The organism is Sorangium sp. So ce327, assembly GCF_051530205.1.
GTDB classification, from domain to species: Bacteria; Myxococcota_A; Polyangia; order Polyangiales; family Polyangiaceae; genus Sorangium; species Sorangium cellulosum_B.
Map to the genome: position 1 here is coordinate 11,285,961 of NZ_CP150330.1, position 19,055 is coordinate 11,305,015.

Consider the following 19,055-nt stretch of genomic DNA (forward strand, 5'->3'; position numbering starts at 1 on the left):
ATCACGGCCGCGCGGGCGGCCCTGCGCGCCCGACGAAGGCGCGGATGCGCGCGCGGTCGGCCTCGGACAGCGCGTATCCCGGGGGCGGCATATTCCGCTCGTCCACGACCCGGCGCGCGATGGCCTCGCGGAGCGAGGCCCACGCCGCGGGCGTGGAGAGGTCGACGCCGCCCTCGCCGCGCGGGCGGTGGCAGCGCGCGCACGCGCGGGCGAACACGGGCGCGATCTCGCCCCAGGCGGTCCCGGCGCCGTCCTCTGCGGCGAAGCGCCGGAGGGCGCCCGACGCGAGCAGCCACACGTCGCCGCTCGGCGAGCCGACGAGCCTGCCGCCCTGCGGGAGGCGCGCGCCGCGGGTCTCGCGCGCGCCGGCCTGCTCGAGCACGCCGAGCTCGTCGCCGTCGGCGAACCACGCGCGGTCGCCGGAGACGGCGAGCCCGTGGAGCGCGGCGCGCGCCCGGAACCGGAGGCGCAGGACGCCGGCGCCGTCCTCCGCGTAGAGCGCATCGGGCGTCGCCGCGAGCAGCGCGCCCGCGCCCGTCAGGGCGAGCAGCGGCGCGGCGCCGTCCGCCGGGAGCGGGTACGATCGCAGCGCCCTCGTGGCGACGTCGAGCGCGCCGAGCCCATCGCCCCCGGCCGAGAAGGCCACGCGCCCGGCCCCCGCCGCGAACGTCGCGAGCGGGCCCGTCGCGTAGCGCGTGACGGTCTCGCCGTCCGCTACCGCGATCTCGCGGTCCAGCGCGAAGGTGGCGCCGCCCTCGCCGAGGCCGATCGCGGACCGCACCGCGGCGCGCTCGAGGCCGTAGCGGTCGGAGACGACCTCGAAGGCCCCCTGGCCTGGGAGCCGGAGCAGCCGGCCCTCGGCGTCGACGCCGACGATCCACGTGCCGTAGCCGTCGGGCGCGGGCAGGGCCGCGGCGCTCACCCAGCGGTGGGGCGCGCGCTCCACCCTGGCGAGCGCGCCGTTCACGAAGACGGCCGCGGCGCCGTCGTGGAACACCACGACGCGGCGCCCGTCGTCGGCGACCGCGCGCACCGCGCCGAGCTCCCCCGGGGACGGCCACGCGACCTCGCGCACGACGAGCGGCGGGAGGGGCGCCGCGGCCTGCGCCGCGCATCCGGCGAGCGAGAGCGCCAGCGCGGAGGACGAGAGCGCCAGCGCAGAGGACGAGAACGCCAGCGCGGCGGCGGACGCCGCTCGGCGGAGGAGCGTCACGGCGACCGGAGCAGCTCCGGCACCACCTCGCCGTCGCGCAGGTGCGCGCGCGGGGAGATGCCGAAGGCGAACAGGAAGGTGGCGAGCAGATCCGGCGGGGCGATCGGCCGCGGCCCGCCCTGGAACGTCTTCGCCGGGGCCGGCAGGAGCTGCTCGGGGTCGGTCTTGCCGAACGCGAAGCTCCCGCGAAAGCGCGGGGAGATCACCATGGCGGAGTTGTTGGGGTAGTGGTCGCGGCCCATCGCCGTGTTGAGCTGGGGCGTGCGGCAGAAGTCGCTCGTCACGAGGATGTGGGTGTGATCCGAGAGCTTCTTGCCGGCCCGGGTCGGGTGCGGGGTCTTGTCGAGCGAGCCGAGGAGGGCGGCGATCAGGTCGAAGAGCTCCTGCTGGGTGGCCGCGTGCTGGCGGTAGGTGCTCGTGTGCGTGTCGAACCCGCTGCTCGAGAAGCTCACGCAGCGGACGACGTTCCGCCGCATGGCCTCGATCGCGAACGCGGCGTTGACGGCCGCTTGCCTGGCGTAGCGGGCCGCGTGGTTGAACTCCGGGTGCGCCTGGATGAGCTTGCCCCTGGAGAACACCTCCTGGAGGCCTGCGCTCAGCATCTTGCCCAGCCCTTCCGCCTGGATGGCGAAGCCGCGCAGGGCGTCGGTGTGGCTGGATCGCGCGGCGAGGGTTCTGGCCTCCTCGGAGAGGAGCGCGGTCACCGCGGCGCGGTCCTCGTCGGTGTCGTAGTGGCGCGCGCGGGAGAGCGAGCGGCTGAGGGTGCCGATCTCCCCGACCATGAGCGGGACGGCGCGCCGATCGAGGCGTTCCCCGACGAACGCCGAGGGGAACTGGACCGAGACGACGGGGAAGGTCTGGCCCGCGCCGAGCTCGCTCCCGCAGATCGCGTCGACGCTGGAGGCCACGGTGCGGCCGCCGCTGAGGTGCCGTCCCGTGGTCGAGAACGCCGTGCCGTCGGGGTGGCTCACGGTGTTCATGGCCAGGCCGTTGAGGATGCACAGCCGGTCGTGCATGTCCGCGAGGGCGCCGATGCCCGGGCCGAACACGAGGCTCGAGCCCCTGGGCGTGACCGGCGCGAAGCTCTTCGCGCCGCCGGCCGCGGGCGCGTCGACCCAGAGGCGGAGCCCCGCGGTGTCCGTGTTGTCGGTCGTCGCGGGGCTCACGAGGCCCCTGGCCTCGTTCCGAGGATCGGCCCACAGCGTCACGTCCCAGCCGCCGGACGCGTGGATGAAGAGGAAGAACTCGTCCTCCGCGGCCTTGCCCTGCGCGGCGAGCGCGCGCGCCGGCAGGCCGAGGACGCCGGCGAGCGCCGCGCCCGCGGCGGCCTCGAGCAGCGCGCGGCGCGGGACGGCGAGGCGGCGGGGGCAGGGGTCGTGGCGAGGCATCGGGCGCGCGGCTCAGGATACCCTCCGCGGCCGCGCGCGCCCGCACGACATTGCCGTCCAACGAGCTCGTGCGTGCCGCCTTCGTGACGGCCTCTCGGTTGGCGGCGCGCGCTGGCGGCCAGAGCGGCGCACGCTGAAGGCCGGCGCTGCCCGCTTGCTACTGAGCTCGCCCTTCCTCCATGCTCGTGATGCTCCGCCCGTCGAGCGCCCCCATGATTCAGCACGTCGCTCTCGGCATCTCCGACTTCCGCGATCTCCGCGAGCGCGGGCTCGTCTACGTCGACAAATCGCACCTCATCCAGGAGCTCGTCGACCGCCCAGGGCTCGTGGGGCTCCTGCTCCCGCGGCCGCGGCGCTTCGGCAAGACGCTGAACCTGTCGATGCTCCGGTACTTCTTCGAGAGGCGCGACGAGGACCTCTCGCACCTGTTCGAGGATCTCTCCATCTGGCGCGCGGGCGAAGCGTACCGGGCGCACTTCCGGCGCTATCCGGTCGTGTTCATGACCTTCCGGGACGTCAAGGCGCCCGCCTTCGAGGCGTGCTGGAAGGCCATCCAGAGGAAGATCGAGGCGCTGTTCGACGAGCACCGGGCGCTCCTCGATGGGGGCGCCCTGAGCGAGCGCGAGGCGCGCGATTACCGCGCCATCCTCGACGGCACCGCGGACGAAGTGCTCTATCAGCGCGCGCTCTTCGATCTCTGCGCCTACCTGCACCGCGCCTCCGGCGAGAAGGTCGTCATCCTGATCGACGAGTACGACGAGCCGATCCACGCCGGCTTCGTCGGGGGCTACGCCCGCGAGGTCCTCGACTTCTTCCGCGCCTTCCTGACCGGCGGGATCAAGGACAACCCTCACCTGTCCAGGGCCGTTCTCACGGGCGTCCTGCGGATCGCGAGGGAGAGCATCTTCTCTTGCCTCAACAACATCGGTGTCTATTCGCTCCTCCGCACCGAGTTCTCCACCTGCTTCGGCTTCACCGAGCCCGAGGTGATCGCGCTCCTCAAAGACGGGAGCGCGCTCGACAGGCTCGAGAGCGTCCGCAAGGCCTACAACGGCTACATCTTCGGCGAGACCGTGGTCTACAATCCCTGGTCCGTGCTGAGCTTCCTGGCCAGCGACGACAGGCGCACCCGCAGCTACTGGGTGTCGACCAGCGCGAACGAGCTCATCAGAGATTTGCTGGTGCACCACGCGCTCGACGTCGAGGACGACATCGCCATCTTGCTCGAGGGGGGCGCGATCGAGCAGCGGCTCGACGAGAACGTGGCCTTCGACCAGCTGCCGGGCAGCCCGCGAGCGCTCTTTGCCCTGCTCGTGTTCTCGGGGTACCTGCGCGCCGAGGCGGTCGAGGCGGGGACGACCCACGTGCCGGCGTATCGATTGTCGATCCCGAACGACGAGGTGCGCGAGGTCTATATCAGCACCTTCCGCGACTGGATGGAGGGGCGGCTGTCCGGGCAGGGCGCGAGCTCGCGGCGGCTGGTGCGGGCGCTGCTGAGCGGCGATGTGGCCACCTTCGAAGAGCAGCTCCGGGCGTTCGTCGTGAACGTCCTCTCGTACCATGAGGCGCGCCGCCTCGGCCCGGAGGAGGTCTATCACGGGTTCGTCGCAGGCTTGCTCGCCACGCTGGAGCCCGACTACGAGGTGCGGTCCAACCGCGAGTCCGGCGAAGGGAGGCCCGACGTGCTGGTGCGGCCCCGGCAGCCGGGCAAACCCGGCGTCGTGCTGGAGATGAAGGTGGCGCGAGGCGGCCAGACGCTGGAGCAAGCGCTGGAAGAGGGGCTGTCGCAGATCGACCGCAGGGACTACACGGCCGAGCTCCGCGCCGCTGGCGCGTCTCCGGTGCACGCGCTCGCGGTGGCGTTCAGCGGCAAGCAGGTGGCGGTGCGCGCCGCCGAGGGGGTTGGCCGGTGATCGTCGGATTTCCCTGCCCACCTAGCGGCGTGCCGAGCGCGGCGTCGATCTAGCCCTTTAGGGACGCAGTGCATCCCGATGGAGGCAATAGGCGAAGGGCAATCCCCGCGGCCTGCGCCGGTGGCCTCCGCAGCGCTGGCGCAGCGCCGAGAGCAGCGTGGGCCCGGTGAGCGCGTCGACCTCGTCGAGGAAGATCAGAGATTCGGTACAGCAGGAGAGGTCCGCCGCGGTGTAAACACCAGGACAGCAACGTTCAGGAGCATGCCAGCTCATCCCCGACACCCTCCAGCGGATCGGGCGCGCGTGCCAGCGGTAGCTCAGCGCGCTTCCCGGAGCTGCTGGACGCGCTCGGTACAGACCGACGGCGCGCGCGTCGAGGTGCCGCAGTGAGAGCCGCCGATGTGACCTGCCGGCCGGTTCGACCTCGACTCCGACCTATGCCGAAACGCGCGGCAGGGAGGCACGGAGCTTCGCTGCCTCGTCTTTCCATCGTGCGCCCTCGTCGAGTCGTCCCAATCCGCAGGATGCCTTACCCAGCAGCGTCATTCCTTCCGCCGCCCCCCAGGCGTACTGACACTCCGGATGACGCGCTCCTATCCGGCGTAGGTTGCTCAGGGGCGCATCCGGCGTCGCCGCGGGTTGATCCGTATCGAGCAGAACGCCGTTCAGCGCCTTCAAGGCTGCCTCTGCAGCACGGGCGAACGCCGCCGAGGCCTCCTCACTCAGCCCTTGCGCACGCGCTAGAGAGGCCTGTGCAAGGAACGACCGCGCCTGCTCGTTCATCAGATCAATGAAGTAGATACCAAAGCCCCACGTATCTGCGAGATGGAGGCCCTCCGCCAGCTCCGCGGCAGCGCATGCATGGTCGGCGCGATCGGTGCTGATTCGGCCGGAGATCAGATGGAGCAGGCATAGATGCTCGACCGAGCAAGAGTGCAGGATCCAGGGTCTGGCGGAGTCAAGTATCCGCCGAGCCTCCTCGATGCCGCCCCTGCGCCGCGCGGCGTCGGCCAAGGCTAGCCGGGTCCGCGCCATTTCGGGAGCGTGGCTTTCATTCACGTCCTCGGCAAGCTCGAGACGCCCCGCGAGCACAGCGATCTCAGCGTCAACCATTGCTTCGCCCCAGCCGACGCTGGTCGTCGGTATGCCTTCACCCATGAGGAAGCGCGCGACTTCCCGTGTCATTCTCCAGTAGCGGCCGGTCGCCGCGCGGGGCAGGAATCCACGGAGACACAGGATGGTGCCGGCCCAGAGCGGATGCACTTGATCAATGATATCGAGTGCTCGGCTTAGCTCCCCGCAGGCACGGAGGTACCATGCCAGATCGAGCGGTTCGCCAGGAAGGGAGCGTAGGATCCGCAGACCTCGCGCGTACTCCCCGATGCGCTTTCCTAGGTGCTCGCGTCCCCCTAGCCTCTGGCGGTAGATGTCAAGCGCGCCGCGCACATCACCTGCGCGGACGGTGTGATGGATGAGCTCCTCCAGCAGATCCAGCGTGGGACCGTCCGAGGGGTGCTCGACGCCTGGAGCGGCGCTCAGCCGTGCATGCGACAAGGCCAATGTGGGGAGTTCCGGAAAATCGCCTGCTCGGAGCGCGACGATCGCGCCCCTCAGTTTGTTGATAGCCTTCAGATCGAGCTGCCCTTGGTAGCGGGATAGAAATGACTCGAGATCGGTCGCCAACTCCAGGGTGCCAGCGCGACGCAGCTCATGAGCTTGCCATCGATCGCGGATTGCGCTCAACGCGAACCAGAGATTGTTCAGTATCTCTTCGAGTGGACGCCACCCTGGCATCGAGGCCAGTCGCTGCAGCGATGATAGCCCGGATAAATGGCCCCGGTGGTCAGCCCGTGAAAAAAGCGGCAATTCATCCGCTAACGCGCCTTCGAAAATGTCATCATAATCAAGCCCCGACAAAACCCAACGATAGACCAACGAACGAACCAGAACCTTTACAGACCCAGCCAACCACCTACGCTCAGGCACTGCGGCCAGAGTCAACAAATATATGGATTCTCCGAAGGCGCGCCGCGAATGCCTTGGCCAAGCGCGGATCAACGAGAGGATGGCAGCCTCCGCGCTCTTCATCTCATTAGCAGCCTTCCTGCGTTCTGACCGACGCAGAGCCTCAAGCTCCGTCTGAAGTGCCTCGAGTCGGTCCTTGAACTGCTCGAACGCTTCCAGCGTGGCGACCGCCGAGAGGCTCCTGTACGAAGCCCGGGCGGCGTCGTGCGCCGCGGCACACTCGGTGAAGAGCTGGTAGAAATGATCGCGAATCGCTGGGTGTGCGGTGTAGTGCTCCCCCGGCTCGACCAGGACGAGGTGGAGATCCACGAGCCGCTTGACGATCCTACGGAGCTCGATCTCGGTCATCCCAATGAGCGGACCGGCGACCCTCGAATCGCCTGATTTTGCGAAGGTCGTGTGCAGCGTCTCGGGCGTCGCCCCGAATCGGAAGATGCAGAAGCGGGAGAGCAACGCGAGCTCGACGGGAGTGAGCGAACGCTCGTAAGCGTGTAGCACGCGTGCGAGCTTGCGTTCCTCCGGGAGGTCCGAGTCGATTCGAGGCTCCTGTAGATCGTGAGCGGCCAGCGCATCGCCGCCACAGAACTCTGCGAGGTAGATGCCAAGGTGATCGAGGGTGAGCGCGTGGGCGCCATACTCGTCGATGATGCGGTCGAAAGCCGCCTGTTCGCCTCGAATCCTGTGATGAGAGAGCAGCCGCCTTGCATCGCCGCGATCGAGCTGATCGACGTCGACACACCGGTAACCTCTGCCCTTCCAGCGGCGCAGGTCCGCGAGCGGGAAGCGGCTCGTAATGAGGCATTTGGAGCTTCCAACGCCCAGCGCGAGCCGCGACATGACGTGCCGCAGCAAGGGATCCTCCAGCTCGCCGAAGCCGACGTGACGGTCGCTCAGGCCACGCTGCACCCGCTCGAGGCCGTCCATGACGATCAAGCTGCGGCCGGGAGCCTGCGTGAGTCGCTCGACCAAGCGGTACGCGAGCCCGATCCCGCGCTCATCTGGCTGCTCGCCTGCTGCGAAGTACGCGTACGCTTCGCGGAGGAACGTGCCGACGTCTTGATCGATGTAGAAGCTCCACACGAAGAGCCGATCGGGGCGATGCCGCCTGCCGCTCGCGAGCCTCGAAAGAAACTCCGCAACGATGGCAGTCTTTCCTGCGCCGCCAAGGCCGACGAGCGAGGCGACACCGACGTCCTGGGAATCCCAGACGCGGTGGAGTTCTGCTAGCTCGCGTTCACGCCCCACGAACAGCGGTGCCGGCGGCAACGCGTGGATGGCGCGATGGGAGAGCGGGTCCGGAAGGGCCGTCGCCGCCGGAGGTGCATCCCGGACCACGGAGAGAGGGCTTAAGCACTCACGGTTGCCGCCGACCGACGCAGCCGCCGCCGGGCCGGGCGGAGGCGATCCGCCGAGGCCCGGTCGCGGGTCGTCGCGCTCGCCGGGGCTCGTCGGGGCTCCCCCCCTCAACGCGCCTGCGCCTCCGGACGCGTGCGGCTCGATCGGCATCGTCAGCAAAAACGCGCGCGCGAACGCTGCCGCGCTGTGGCACGCGTACTCGGTCCACGCAGGATCCCGATTGAAGCCGATCACGTCGCTGATCCCCCGGATCGCAAGGAAGGGCACGTCGCGTCCGTACGTGGCGCGGTGGACGCCGCCGGATTCCATCTCGATCGCCAGGAATTGCCGCGCCGCTCTCAGCCACGCTTTTGCACGCTCCGCGTCCCTCACCAGCCGATCGCTCACCGCGAGCGCGCCGGCGGTAAAGCACGGCGGCCGCGGGGTGCCACCGAAGTGGTGCTGAAGCGTCTTGCGCACCTTCTCCTGCCACGCCTCGTCGCCATAGAAATTCTCGGGCGCGAGATCCACGGTCGGCCGCTGCACCTGGATCGATGCTGACGTGTTCCAAGGCCCGAGCTCAGCTTCAACTGCAGGCAGATTGGCCGCGAGGATCGCGGCCTCGCGGTGGACAGCCCCTCCCGTCACGGCATGCTCGAAGGAGCCGTCATGGAGCAGCGCCTCCACGCTGAAATCGACGATCCGCGTGGAGACAACGACGTCTCCAAGGGTGAACTCGGGAGCGGGCGTCGCACCCGCGATGCCGATCACGAGGAGCCAGCGCGGGGCGAGGTCTTCGAGCAGGTCGCGGGCGGCGGCGAGCGCCTCGCCGTTGCCCTGCTCGATGCAGCGGAGGATCGCGATCGTGTACGTGCCGGCGGCGCCGAGGCCGAGCCGGCGTAGGTTGTAGACGCGGAGACCGCGCGCGCGGCCATCGCCATACCGCTCGGGAAAGCGGGCCAGGACGGCGCGAAACTCATCCTCGCGGATCGTGAGAATGCCGAAGTCGATGTGGCCCGCCAGATCCGCGAGATCCATCGCAGAACATCTCGCGCCAACTGGCTCGGAGAGTCAAGCCGTAACACGGCGCTGACCGGGCCCGCGCTCCGCTCCTCGCGCGTCGCCGGCTCGCATCGAGCCGGCGCGGCGCCCAGCTCTGCAGCGTAAAGCGCGCCCACCGTATCGAGCCACGTCATTGGCGATCTAGGGCTCACCGGGCGGCATCGTCACGACGGCGCCCTCTCTACCTCTCCTCTTGGCGGCCTTGGCATCTTGGCGATTTTTCCCCTGTTCCAGGGCGACTTCCCGCGGTGATGCTAATACAAATGGAACTCCGGGTGCCGCACGAGCCCGTAACAGACGGCCGCCCACCCCGCCTCCTCCGGTGAGAATCGCGACTTCGCCGCGCCCTTCGCGCGGTGCCGCGCGACCGTCCCCTCGTACAGCGCGAAGAACTTCGCCTCCCGATCCGGCGGCGCGAGGCGTGCCGGGTAGCTCAGGAACGTCCGGTGCAGCACGTCGAAGCGCGGGGCGAACGCCGCCTCGTCCGGGTCCTGCGCGGGCAGATCGAAGGCGAAGATCAGCCGCCGCTCGATCGGGACGCGCTCCTTCGCCTTGAGATCGTGCTCCAGGGCGCGGTCGCAGAGCGCGATCCCGAGCCGCTCGAACGCCGCCAGCATGAGCGCGTTGGTCTGCGTGGCGCGCGGGAGATCCAGGCCGTGATCGGGGAGCCCGAGCGCCGCGAGGTAGTCTCCCCAGGTGTCGAAAAGCGCCGCCTTGTCGTCCCCCCGCGCGCGGCGCTCGACCTCGGCGGGCGCGAGGCCGCCGAACAGCCGGAGATAGGTCCTCAGGTACGCCTCCGCCGGGATGAGCCGCAGATCCTCCCTCGGAGCCCGGCTCTGCGCGACGCGCCCCGTCTCCCGGAGCGGCGCGGCAGGTCGCGGCGCGATCGCCTCCGGCGGGCCGCACGCGCCGGCCACCGCGGCCGCCGCGGCTACCCCAGCGAGGGCGAAGGCCCCCGTCCGCCCGGGCGCCCTCCCCCGGCCCTGCATCACCGCGCCTCCTCGCCGCGCGTCGCGCCGCCCCGCTCCCCCGCCCCGCCCTTCGCCGCCCCGCCCCGCTCCAGCGCAGGCCGCACGTTGCTCGCGCGCGCATACGCCGGCGAGCGGACGATCGCCTCGACCAGCGGCCGCATCCGGTAGCCGCGCGACACGAACCGCTCGCGCAGCGCGCCGAGCAGCGCCTCGTCCTCCTCGCGCAGCGGCCGCCCAAGGAACGACTCGGTGACGCGCTCGACCGCGCACGACGCGAACTCCGGCATACGCGTGAGATCGGCCGCGGCGCCGGCCGGGCCTCGCTCGGCGTGATCCGCCGAGGCATAGGCGCCCCGCAGCACGCCGCGCTCCCGGCTCGAGAACACGGGGTCGTAGAAGCGCTGGCACGATTGCCCCGTCTTCCCCTCCGCGTTCAGCTTGCACACCGGGTTCTCGATCGGGAACCGCTCAGCCGGCAGATAGGTCCACGTCGTCTCCTCGACCCGGGTGAAATACGCCGCGAGCGGCTCCAGCGTCGCATGACAGCTCGCGCAGCCCGGCCGGACCATGAGGTCGGGCTCCTCCGACGGCGGGAGCTCCGCGTGCTCGGCCGTGAAGCTCTTGCACAGGAACGCGCTGTAGAGCGCCGCCGCCCGCGCGCGCCGCGAGGAATACTTCGTGAGGAACACCGGCGTCGTGAGGATCCCCGCCGCGCGCGGCCCGCGATCGGGGATGAACGTCCAGGTCGAGACGTCGTGCGGCGCGACGACCGGCGGCACCGCGCCCGGCAAGAACAGGGGCGCTTCGTCCTCGCGCATCCCATACGATGGATGCAGCGAGCAGCACGCCGCGGGCGCGCTCGACCGGTAAAACTGCGCGAGCGGCCCGTTGATGAACGTGTAACGACCGGTGAGGATCTCCCGGAAATCGCGATCCGCCGCGAAGACGTGATTCATCGTGTGAATCGCCTCCTGCGACCACCAGAACTTGTTCCAGCCGCTGATCGTGTGCGGCGCGGAGCCGATGGGATCCTGGATGCCGAGCGGGGTATTCGCCGGCAGCACGAAGCTCCGCGGATCCCTGCCCGAGCTGTCGGCGGGCAAGCAATGCTCGAGGCCGATGCCGCAGCCGCAATCGACGCTCATCACGGGCGCGAGCGCGCTCCGGCACGAGATCGGCTCGCCCCGGTGCGCCTTCGCATAACGATCCTCGCGCACCGGCGGGCGCGCGCGGCCCGGCGGCAGCGGAGCCCCCTTCGGCGGCGGGGGGATGTCGCTCGCGTAGATGTGGCCGACCTCGGCGGTCTGCGCCTCTTCCTTGCAGACCCGGACCTCGACGGTCGGCGTCTTGCCGTCCGGCTCGACAAGGAGCTGCGGCAGCGGGACATAGGCGCTGTCCGGGTCCTTCCACCCGTCGCCATAACGCTGCGTCGGGACGACGGAGAGGTAATCGCGATAGAGCCAGTAGGGGCGCACGAGCGTCGTCCGCTCGTCGAGCAGCCGCTGGGAGATGCGGGCGGGCGTCCCCTTGATGGGCGCGTAGGCCGCCACCCCGAGCCCGCTCTCGGCGTCGGAGAAGCAGAACTCGCCGTCGATCACCGGGTTCAGGCGGCGCTGGTTGACGCGGTAATAGACATAGAGCGGCTTGCCCTCCGGGCCGAGCACCTGCACCCGGCGGAGCGTCGTCGCAGACGGCGTGAACAGCCCCGCCGGGCCGAGCTCGAGCCGCAGGACATCCATGTAGATGCGCGTGAGCCGCTCGGCATACCCCGGACCGTCGAGGTGGCGCTCTATCCAGGCGTCCAGATCGAAGCCCGGCGACTCGATCTCGGCGAGCTCCTCGCGCGTCGGGAGCCGCCCCTTCAGGTCGAGGGAGAGCGCCCGGAAGTACCGGTACTGCTCCAGCGTCGGTTCGGCGGCGGACGGCGGCGCGAACGAGGCCGCGGCCGCCGCCGCGAGCGGCGCCGCCACGGCCAGCGCGCGCAGCGCGCGCCCCCTCATGCGTCGACCTCTTCCGCGGCGGGCGACGGGGCCTCCTCGCCGGGGAGCACCCCGGCCATCAGCATCCCGAGCTCCGTCCGCGATACCGCGCCCGCGTCCCGCGTCGCCACGATCTCGCCCCGGTACATGACCGCGATCCTGTCCGACAGCGCCAGGATCTCGTCGAGCTCCGCCGACACGAGCAGCACCGCCGCCCCCGCGTCGCGCGCCGCCACGATCTCGCGGTGGATGTGCTCGATCGACCCGACGTCCACGCCCCGGGTCGGCTGGCTGGCCACGAGCAACTCGACGGGGCGGCTCATCTCCCGGGCGAGGATCACCTTCTGCTGGTTGCCGCCCGACAGCGCGGAGACGGGCGTCCCCGGGCCGGGCGCGCGGATGTCAAAGGTCTTTATCAACCGACTCGCGTTCTCCTCGCGGGCGTCGTCGCGGAGCACGCCGCGCACGGCGAAGGGAGCCTTGTAGTAGGTGCACAGCACGAGGTTGTCCGCGATCGCGTACGAGAGCACGAGCCCGTGGCGCTGGCGGTCCTCGGGCACGTGCGATACGCCGCGCTCGATGAGCGCGCGGGGCAGCGCGCCGGTGACGTCGCGGCCCCGGAGGAGCACGCGCCCGGCGCGGGGCGGCGAGAGGCCGGTGATGGCCTCGCAGAGCTCGGTCTGGCCGTTGCCCTGCACGCCGGCGATCCCCAGGATCTCGCCGGCGCGCACCGAGAAGCTCACCTCGCGCACCACGTCGGCGCCCGATCCGCGGCGACCCGCGACGCCGAGGCGCTGCACCTCGAGCACGACGTCCTTGGGGCTCGCCGGGGCCTTGCTCACCTGGAGCGCCACCTCGCGGCCCACCATCATCGCCGCGAGGCCGCGCTCGTCCGTCTCCGCCGGGATCGCGGCGCCCACCACGCGCCCGGCGCGCATGACCGTCACCCGGTCCGCGACAGCGAGCACCTCCCTGAGCTTGTGCGTGATGAACAGGACCGAGACCCCCCGCGCCGTCAGCCCCCGCAGCACGCGGAACAGCTCGTCCGCCTCCTGGGGCGTGAGCACGGCCGTCGGCTCGTCGAGGATCAGGATCTCCGCCTTCCGGTAAAGAGCCTTGAGGATCTCCACCCGCTGCTGCACGCCGACCGGGAGATCCTCCACCCGGGCGTCGGGATCGACGTCCAGCCCGTGGCGCGCCGAGAGCTCGCGGACCTCGGCGCTCGCGCGCCGGCGGTCGAGCAGGGCGCCGCGCACGGGCTCCGCGCCGAGCACGACGTTCTCGGCGACCGTGAACACCGGGATCAGCATGAAGTGCTGGTGCACCATGCCGATCCCGAGCGCGATCGCGTCGATCGGCGAGCGCAGCGCGACCGGGCGCCCGCTCCGGAGGAGCGACCCCTCGTCCGGGCGCAAGAGCCCGTAGAGGATGTTCATCAGGGTCGACTTGCCGGCGCCGTTCTCCCCGAGCAGGGCGTGGATCTCGCCCTTTCGGAGGTCGAGATCGACCTTGTCGTTCGCCAGGACGCCGGAGAACCGCCGGGTGATCCCCCGGGCCTCGAGGACGGCCGTCACCGCCGCCCCTCCCGCTCGTACGGCAGGCCGTCGGCGGCCGGCGGCGTGGTCTTGCCGATGACGCCGGTCAAAAGCAGCAGCGTCAGGAGATAGGGCACCAGCCCGACGACCGACGATTGCTGCAGGAACGACCACGACGGCGGGATCTGGTCGCGGAAGAGCTGCAGGTTGATCTGGAACGCCTGCGCCGCGCCGAAGACGAGCGCCGCGGCCCACGAGCCGAACGGCGTCCAGTCGCCGAAGATCATCGCCGCGAGCGAGATGAAGCCGCGCCCGTTCGTCATCAGCGGCTCGAAGGACGGCACCGACTCCAGCGTGAAATACGCCCCGCCGAGCCCGGCGATCGCGCCGCCGATCACGACGTTCACGTAGCGCACGCGGGCCACGTCGATCCCGACCGTCGCGGCCGCGCGGGGGTGCTCGCCCACGGCCCGCGCGCGCAGGCCCCACCGCGTGCGGAAGAGCACGAGGTGCGTCAGCGCGACCAGCGCGATGGCGGCGACGGCGATCGGCTGCTGCTCGAACACGGGGCCCACGACCGGGATGTCCGCGAGCAGCGGGACGCCGATGCGCGGAAGGACGCCCGGCGCGTGAGGCACCTGCCCGCCGAACACGCTGCCCGACCCGAAGAAGAGCTGGCGGTTGAAGAAGCCGGTGAGCCCCACGGCGAGCAGGTTGATCACCGTCCCCGCGAGGATCTGGTCCACCGAGAAGGTCACCGCGAGCGCGGCCAGCAGGAGCCCCAGCGCGGCGCCGGTGGCGACCGCGATCACGACGCCGAGCAGCAGGCTCGGCAGCGGCGGGAAGCCCAGGATCGAGCTCGCGTAGATCGACCCGAACCAGCCCGAGAACGCCGCCGCGAGCATCATGCCCTCGATGCCGAGGTTGACGACCCCGGAGCGCTCGCAGAAGACGCCCGAGAGGGCGCCCAGGGTGAGCGGGGTGGCGACGGCGAGCGTCGTGGCCGCCATGCTGGCCACGATCGTCAGCGGCGGTACCTGCGACGCGCCGACCAGCGTCACGACGAGGACCAGCACGCCCACGACCACCGCGATGAATGCGTAGCGTCGATAGCCCATCTTCGTCCTTCCCTGCTCCCGTTCCCCGCTCCGGTCCCCTCGCTCGATCCGGCGCGCTAGCCGCCCCACCCGCGCGTGAGCACGAGCCGCTCGTGGTCGCCCCGGACGCGGTAGATGCGCCTGACCAGGGCGTCCGCCGCGACGAAGAGCAGGATCAGCGCCTGGATGATGGAGATCACGTCGATCGGCACCTGCGTCAGGTACTGCATCCGGGTCGCGCCGCTGCGCATCACGCTGAACAGCAAAGCCGCCAGCACCGTCCCGCCGGGGTGCGCCTTGCCGAGCAGGGCGATGGCGATCGCGTCGAAGCCGTATCCCTGCGAGAACCCGAGCTCGTGCCGGTGGTGCAGCGCGCTCACCTCGATGGAGCCTGCCAGCCCGGCGAAGGCGCCCGAGAGCGCCATGGTCGCGATCACGGTGCGGCTCACCCGCACGCCGGCGTAGCGCGCGGCGTCCGGGCTCTGCCCGGCCGTGCGGATCTCGAAGCCGAACGTCGTCCGCCGGAGCGCCCACCCGACGAGCGCCGCCGCGAGCAGGGCGAGCGGGAAGCCCCAGTGCAGCCGGAAGCCGTCCACGAGCGCCGGGATGCGCGCGCTCTCGTCGATGAGCGGCGTGCGGGAGAGCACGTTGGACGCTTCGGGGTCCTTCATCGGACCGTTCAGGAGGAAGCTGACCGCGTTGAGGGCGACATAGTTGAGCATGATCGTGCTGATCACCTCGTGTCCCCCGGCGCGCGCCTTGATCCAGCCCGGCACCGCGGCCCACAGCCCGCCCGCGAGCGCGCCGAGGAGCAGCGTCAGGGGGACGTGCAGCGCCGCGGGCAGGCCGCCGCCCACGAGCTGCGGCAGCCAGTGGCCCGCCCAGGCCGCGGAGAGCGCCCCGAGCGCGAGCTGGCCCTCCGCGCCGATGTTGAAGAGGCCGCCCTTGAGCGCCAGCGAGACCGACAGGCCGGCCAGGATGTACGGCGTCGCCCAGACGAGCGTCTCGCTCACCGCCCGCGGCGACCCGAGCGCGCCCTCGAGCATGCCGGCGTAGGCCTCGATCGGGTTGCCCCCGGCCAAGGCGATGAGGACGCCGCCCAGGACCATCGCGGTGAACACCGAGAGGGCCGGCAGGAGCAGCGGCCGGAGGGGCCGGATCAGCTTCTCTCGCATCCTCAAGAGCCCAGGGCGATCACGGCCCCTTGGCCGGCGGCACCGCCGTCTTGAGCGTCCCGTCGAGCAGCCCTTTCCGGAGCTCCTCCATCTTCGCCTTCACCTCGGCGGGGACCTTGGCGTCGAGATCGTGATACGGCGCATACCCGGACTTGCCCTGGAAGTTCCCCGACGGCAGCTTCCCCTCCTTGGCCGACTTGATGAGGTCGAAGGTGCCGTCGGAGATGAGCTTGACGGCGCTGGAGAGGAGGACCTTCTGGGCCTCGGGCACCGTGAAGTACTGGTCGGTGTCGACGCCGATGGCGTAAACGCCCTTCGTGGCCGCGCCGAGCAGCGCGCCGTTGCCCGTCTTGCCGCCGCCGCCGAAGACGATATCGACCCCCTTGTCGATCATCGAGACGGCGGTCGTCTTCCCCCACTCGGGATCGGTAAACGTCTTATCGAAGCCGACGTCGTTGTGATAGACGACGCTGAGCTCGATGTCGGGCTTGACGTGGCGCGCGCCGGCGCGGAAACCCTCCCCGAAGCGCCACACGGGCGGGACGGCGTCGGTGGCGAGCACGGCGCCGATCTTCCCCGTCTTGGTCATCATCGCGGCCAGCGCGCCGACGAGGAAGCCGCCGTGGTCCTCGGGGAAGACCAGGCCCACGACGTTCGGCTTGGTCGCGCTCTGGAACTGGTCGATGCCGATGAACTTGACGCCGCTGAACTGATCCGCCGCGGCGCGCGTCGCCTCCGTGAGCCCGAAGCCCGACGTGACGACCACGTCGTACTTCTCCTCGGCGAACGTCGCGATGTTCTTTGGGTAGTCCTTCGGATCCGTCGTCTCGATGTACTGCGTCGTGGCGCCGAGCTCCTTCTGCGCCCGCTGGAGCGCCTCCCAGGCCGACTGGTTGAACGACTTGTCGTCGATCTTGCCCATGTCGGTGACGAGGCCCACGCAGAACACCTCGGGGCTCGCGCAGTCGGCCTTCTTGCTGCTGCTGTTACACCCCGCGAGCGCGCTGGCGAGGACCAGCAGGACCGCGATCGCGACGCGCCGCTTCTTCAACATGCCGGATCTCCTTGGAAGGCCCGCATTGGACACCGGGCCGCGCACCAAGGCAACCACCGTATCGCACTGGCGCACCTTTGCTCACACGGGCGCTCTCATCTGCTGCGCGGGAGCACGGCGAGCTGCGCTGGAGCACGGCGAGCTGCGCGGGAGCACGGCGAGCTGCGCGGGAGCACGGCGAGCTGCGCGGGAGCACGGCGCGCCTCGAGATCGCGATCGGGGGAGCAACATTTTTTCCTCGAGCGTTGTCACAGTCGATCGGCAGCGCCCGATGAGCGACGGGGCGCGCCGGCGCAGCCTTCCCGAGGAGGTCCTTCCATGAATGGTCCCGCCGTTCGATTCACGCTTTTTTGTGCACTCATCGCGTCTGCCGTCATCCCTTCGGCGGACGCGTCGGCCTGCGGTGGAGTCGAGATCATGCCCGCGATCGACCACCGCGTGATGGGGATCGCCCAGGCCGAGCAAACGCTTCACGACGGCCGGTTCACCGCGGCGGCGGGGAGCGTGATCCGGATGTTCCCCGAGATCCGGCGGATCTCCTATGACAAGGACCCGCTGATCAACCGGGCCTTCCGCGTCCTCGCGGTGGCCACCGCGCGCGCAGACGGGGCGCTCCAGGTCGGACCGCAGCTGCCGCGCGAGCTGCTCGAGACGTGGGGCGGGGCGTCGGCCGAGGAGCGCAAGGGGAACATCGACTGGTCGATCCGCGCGCTGCGCCGGCTGAACGAGCAGCGGAAGAACGATCCGGCGCTCCAGACCGACCTGGGCGAGGCGCTCGCCAGGGCGCCCGAGCACCGCGGCGAGGCGCTCAAGCTGCTCGGCGATCTGGCCGAGAAGGACCTCCTGACGAGCCCCGAGGCCTACGCGACGCTGGCGCGGCTGCGCGCGCTCTCGGGGGACAACGCGGGGCACGACGCCGCGGCCACCCGGTGCGAGACGATGGCGCAGAACAAGGCGCTCTGCCGGACGAGCGGCGCTGTCGGACCGCAGAGCTGACGCCGATGCGCGCCCGTCCGCTGCTCGCCCTGCTCGCAACGCTCGCCTCGGGCGCCGCGGGGTGTACCTCCGAGGACGCGCGGGGCCCCGCGCTGGCCGCGGCGCCGCGCGCGAGCGACCAGGGCGCCGGGGCGGCCGCTCCGGCCGCCGTGGCCGCGGCGCCGGCCGGCGATCCGGCGCGCGGGGAGCGGCTCGTCGCGGAGCTCCAGTGCAACCGCTGCCACGACGGGACCGGGCAGGCGCCCGCGGCGCGCGACGCCCACTGCGTCCAGTGCCACCAGGACATCGCGGCGGGCCGGTTCCAGGCGCCGGCCGCGGCCATGAAGCGGTGGAACGAGAACCTCGTGCAGCTGCGCGACGTGCCGTCGCTCGCCGCCGCCGGCGACAGGCTGCGCCGCGACTGGATCCGCGCCTTCTTGCTGTCACCGCACGACGTGCGCCCGCGCCTGCACGCGACGATGCCGCGGCTCGCGATCGGGCCCGAGCAGGCGAGCGATATCGCGGCCTACCTCACGCGCGATCGCCGCGAGCGCCGCGAGGAGCGCGAACGGCGCGAACGTCCGATTGCGTCGCTGGAGGGCGCGAACGCGGCCCGGGGGCGCGAGCTCTACGAGGCCAAGGGGTGCGGGACGTGCCACGCCTTCTCCGGGGCGGCCGGGGTGACGGCGGTCGCGCCCGTGAAGGGGATGGAGAAGGAGACGCGCGCCGCCATCGCCCTGGCGCCGGATCTGAGGCACGCGCGCGACCGGATGGAGCCCGCCGATCTCGCCGCGTGGGTGCTCGACCCCGCGGCGATCAAGCCGGGCACGCCGATGCCGCAGGTGCCGATGTCGCCCGCCGAGGCGCGGGACATCGCGGCCTTCGTCACGACCGCGGAGCTCTCGCCGCGGGCGCCGGCGAGCGCGCCCGAGCGGCTGCCGCTGCTGTCGCGGCGGGTGACGTACGCCGAGGTGGATCGCCGGGTGTTCCGCGTCACGTGCAGGCACTGCCACTCCGAGCCGGATTACGCGCTCGGCGACGGCGGGCCCGGGAACACGGGCGGCTTCGGGTTCAAGCCGCGCGGGCTGAACCTCGCCACGTACGAGGGGATCGCCGCGGGCTACATCGACGATCAGGGCGAGCGGCGGAGCGTGTTCTCGCGCGGGCCGGACGGCGCCCCTCGCCTCGTCGCCGCGCTGCTGGCGCGGCAGGCGGAGGAGGCGGGCCACGCGTCGCCGGCGGTGCGCGGGATGCCGCTCGGGCTGCCCGCGGTCGGGCCGGAGGAGATCCAGCTCGTCGAGAGCTGGATCGCGCAGGGGCGGCCGCAATAGCG

Annotated in this window: 12 protein-coding genes; 3 read left to right on the forward strand and 9 right to left on the reverse strand. The window is 71.1% G+C overall.

The features are described 5' to 3' along the window. Position 1 precedes the first annotated feature (1 nt). Positions 2-1,213 (reverse strand): c-type cytochrome, encoded by a 1,212-nt coding sequence (locus tag WME95_RS42375; protein WP_437904945.1) that lies wholly within the window; start codon positions 1,211-1,213, stop codon positions 2-4. Continuing rightward, on the reverse strand, positions 1,210-2,601 hold the full coding sequence (locus WME95_RS42380) for a DUF1501 domain-containing protein (RefSeq protein WP_437904946.1): 1,392 nt from the start codon (positions 2,599-2,601) through the stop codon (positions 1,210-1,212). The genes WME95_RS42375 and WME95_RS42380 overlap by 4 nt, the downstream gene beginning before the upstream one ends. Before the next feature lie 212 nt (positions 2,602-2,813). Here WME95_RS42380 and WME95_RS42385 point away from each other — a divergent pair, with 212 nt between their 5' ends. Further along, positions 2,814-4,514: an AAA family ATPase gene (locus tag WME95_RS42385; RefSeq protein ID WP_437904947.1), complete on the forward strand. Its 1,701-nt coding sequence runs from the start codon at positions 2,814-2,816 to the stop codon at positions 4,512-4,514. 435 nt (positions 4,515-4,949) lie between these two features. Here WME95_RS42385 and WME95_RS42390 read toward each other — a convergent pair whose 3' ends face one another. From WME95_RS42390 to WME95_RS42420, 7 genes are all read right to left on the reverse strand, one after another. Beyond that, the gene (locus WME95_RS42390; RefSeq protein WP_437904948.1) at positions 4,950-8,912 is read right to left on the reverse strand and encodes a phosphorylase family protein; all 3,963 of its coding nucleotides are present in this window, start codon (positions 8,910-8,912) and stop codon (positions 4,950-4,952) included. Between the two features lie 278 nt (positions 8,913-9,190). After that, positions 9,191-9,925 carry a hypothetical protein gene (locus WME95_RS42395; RefSeq protein WP_437904949.1) on the reverse strand — a complete coding sequence of 245 codons (735 nt, stop codon included), beginning with the start codon at positions 9,923-9,925 and terminating at the stop codon, positions 9,191-9,193. Next, on the reverse strand, positions 9,925-11,907 hold the full coding sequence (locus tag WME95_RS42400; protein WP_437904950.1) for a DUF1585 domain-containing protein: 1,983 nt from the start codon (positions 11,905-11,907) through the stop codon (positions 9,925-9,927). The genes WME95_RS42395 and WME95_RS42400 overlap by 1 nt, the downstream gene beginning before the upstream one ends. After that, positions 11,904-13,460, reverse strand: a complete 1,557-nt coding sequence (locus WME95_RS42405; RefSeq protein WP_437904951.1) for an ABC transporter ATP-binding protein — start codon at positions 13,458-13,460, stop codon at positions 11,904-11,906. The genes WME95_RS42400 and WME95_RS42405 overlap by 4 nt, the downstream gene beginning before the upstream one ends. Beyond that, positions 13,457-14,539 (reverse strand): ABC transporter permease, encoded by a 1,083-nt coding sequence (locus tag WME95_RS42410; RefSeq protein WP_437546178.1) that lies wholly within the window; start codon positions 14,537-14,539, stop codon positions 13,457-13,459. The genes WME95_RS42405 and WME95_RS42410 overlap by 4 nt, the downstream gene beginning before the upstream one ends. 56 nt (positions 14,540-14,595) lie before the next feature. Next, the gene (locus WME95_RS42415; protein ID WP_437904952.1) at positions 14,596-15,693 is read right to left on the reverse strand and encodes an ABC transporter permease; all 1,098 of its coding nucleotides are present in this window, start codon (positions 15,691-15,693) and stop codon (positions 14,596-14,598) included. A gap of 19 nt (positions 15,694-15,712) precedes the next feature. Next, positions 15,713-16,747: a BMP family lipoprotein gene (locus WME95_RS42420; RefSeq protein WP_437904953.1), complete on the reverse strand. Its 1,035-nt coding sequence runs from the start codon at positions 16,745-16,747 to the stop codon at positions 15,713-15,715. 417 nt (positions 16,748-17,164) lie between these two features. On the opposite strand from WME95_RS42420, the gene WME95_RS42425 reads away from it, so the two are divergent. Continuing rightward, a complete protein-coding gene (locus WME95_RS42425) occupies positions 17,165-17,743 on the forward strand; it encodes a hypothetical protein (protein WP_437904954.1) in 579 nt (192 codons plus the stop codon). A gap of 5 nt (positions 17,744-17,748) precedes the next feature. Next, positions 17,749-19,053 carry a c-type cytochrome gene (locus WME95_RS42430; RefSeq protein ID WP_437904955.1) on the forward strand — a complete coding sequence of 435 codons (1,305 nt, stop codon included), beginning with the start codon at positions 17,749-17,751 and terminating at the stop codon, positions 19,051-19,053. The last annotated feature ends 2 nt before the right edge of the window (positions 19,054-19,055 follow it).